Annotated in this window: 2 protein-coding genes and 1 pseudogene; all 3 read left to right on the top strand. The window is 73.2% G+C overall.

Annotated features, from left to right (window positions below; all coding sequences use genetic code 11):
* Nucleotides 1-390 (top strand): annotated as a pseudogene (locus NCC78_RS30975) (hypothetical protein); the annotation flags it as partial.
* A 160-nt stretch (nucleotides 391-550) separates the two neighbouring features.
* The gene (locus NCC78_RS30970; protein WP_250798971.1) at nucleotides 551-1,507 is read left to right on the top strand and encodes a mechanosensitive ion channel family protein; all 957 of its coding nucleotides are present in this window, start codon (nucleotides 551-553) and stop codon (nucleotides 1,505-1,507) included.
* A 199-nt stretch (nucleotides 1,508-1,706) separates the two neighbouring features.
* Nucleotides 1,707-2,261, top strand: a 555-nt coding sequence (locus NCC78_RS30965; RefSeq protein WP_504921382.1) for an MFS transporter, incomplete at its 3' end; no start/stop codon positions are given.

Below are 2,261 nucleotides of genomic sequence, written 5' to 3'. Positions count from 1 at the left end.
ACCTCGGTGCTCTCCACCCTGCTCACCGTCGCATTCGTGGCGGCCGTCGGGCTCTACCTGTGGCAGCGGCTCAGCCCGTTGGAGGTCACCGGGGTGACGGTGGCGGTGCCGCAGCCCGCCGGGGACCGGTGCGACGTCACCGTCGACGTGGTGGCCACCGTGACCACCAACGGTCGGGCGGGGGAGATCCGCTACCAGTGGCTGCGCTCCGGCAGCGCGCCGAGCAGCCTGCTGAGCGAGCGGGTGGGGCGCGGCCAGCGCACCGTCACGCTGACCCTACGCTGGGCCTTCGCCGGCGTGGGCACCACCACCGAGACGGCCACGGTCAACATCACCTCCCCCTCTCCCGTGCAGGCGCAGGCCCCGGTGTCGTACGACTGCCGTCGCTGACGACGCCGGAACGAGCGACCGTTCGTCTCCGTCCACACGGCAACGCGGTACGGATCTCGGGGCCTGCGGCCCGCCCCCGTCGGCTGGCCGGGGTTTCCGCAGCGTCCGGGCAGGGTAGGTCCGGCCCCGACGAACTGGACGCCTGTGTGGAGGATTTCCGATGAGAGACAACTTCGGTGACGCGGTGGGGGACGCCCTCCGCTCGGTGATGCTCTTCCTGCCCAAAGCCGTCGCCTTCGTGGCGATCCTGGTGGTCGGCTGGCTGATCGCCAAGGCCGTGCTGAAGATCGTGGACAAGGTCCTGGAGCGCGTCGGCTTCGACCGCGCGGTGGAGCGCGGCGGCATCCGCCGGGCGCTCGCCCGCTCCCGCTACGACGCCAGCGACATCGTGGCCAAGCTGGCCTACTACGGGGTCCTGCTGGTCACCCTCCAGTTGGCCTTCGGCATCTGGGGTCCGAACCCGATCTCTGATCTGATCGCCGGGGTGATCGCCTGGCTGCCCCGCGCCTTCGTCGCCATCGTCATCGTCGTGGTCGCCGCGGCGATCGCCAACGCGGTCAAGGACATCATCAGCGGCGCCCTGGGCGGGCTCTCGTACGGGCGGATCCTGGCCACCATCGCCTCGATCTTCATCCTCGGCCTGGGCGTCATCGCCGCGCTCAACCAGATCGGCGTGGCCACTGCGGTGACCACCCCGGTGCTCGTCGCGGTGCTCGCCACCCTCGGCGGCATCCTCGTCGTCGGTGTCGGCGGCGGGCTCGTCCGTCCGATGCAGAGCCGCTGGGAGTCCTGGCTGACCCGCGCCGAGCAGGAATCGCAGCTGATCGCCACGCACGCCCGCGCCTACCAGGCCGGCCGCCGCGACACCGAGGCCCACCTGACCGGCCCGACCGCCGACGCCACCCAGGTCGTGCCGCGCGCCGCCGACGCGGACGCCACCCAGCCGGTCCCGCGCGCCGGCGCCGTGGACGCCACCGGCCCGGTCACGCCGTACGCCGATCCGGACGCCACTCAGGTCACCTCGCAGGGCGCCACGATCCCGGCGCAGCCGACCGGTGCGGACGCCGAGGCCACCATGGTCATCCCGTCGACCGACGCCGAGAAGTTCCGCCGCTGAGCCACCGCACGCCGGGGGTGGGATCCGCACGGGTCCCACCCCCGACGCGTGTCCGCCGAATGGCGTGGCCCCCCGGGCCGTCCCCGTCTAGCATCGCCAGCATGACGTGGCGATGTTGATGCACCGCTAGAGGTCGCTGCCGTGGGCCGCCGCGGTCGCCGTACGTCCGGCGTCCGCTTCGTCCCCACGGGAAGGCCTCATGACCCTCGACTCCTCGCGCGTGCCCGACCGGCGTGTCCGCCGGCTGGCGGTCACCCTCTACGGGTACGCGTTCCTCGGTGAACTCGTCCTGCTCTACCCGGTGTACGCGCTGCTGTTCAGCGACACCGGCCTGTCGGTCTGGCAGATCTCCTCGCTCTTCGTGATCTGGTCGGCCAGCAGCATCCTGCTGGAGGTCCCCTCCGGGGCCTGGGCCGACGCCGTCTCCCGGCGGCTGCTGCTCTGCCTCGCGCCGCTGGTCACCGCCGCCGCCTTCGCCCTCTGGGTGCTCGCCCCGTCGTACCCGGCGTTCGCGGTCGGCTTCCTGCTCTGGGGCGCCGGCGGGGCCCTGGCCTCCGGGGCCCTGGAGGCGCTGGTCTTCACCGAACTCGACCACCTCGGCGCGGCCGGCCGGTACGCGCGCACCGTCGGCCGGGCCCGGACGGCCGAGACGCTCGGCGTGCTGGCGTCGATCGTGCTGGCCGGCCCGGTGCTCGCCGTCGGCGGCTATCCGGCGGTCGGCGCGGCCAGCGTGCTCGCCTGCGTGCTCGCCGCC

Source organism: Micromonospora phytophila (genome assembly GCF_023656545.1).
Taxonomy (GTDB): domain Bacteria; phylum Actinomycetota; class Actinomycetes; order Mycobacteriales; family Micromonosporaceae; genus Micromonospora; species Micromonospora phytophila.
This window is presented reverse-complemented; position numbering and strand designations above follow the sequence as displayed.

Coding starts and splice junctions, on each gene's coding strand:
- NCC78_RS30970 (WP_250798971.1), top strand. CDS start 551: ATGAGAGACAACTTCGGTGACGCGGTGGGGGACGCCCTCCGCTCGGTG.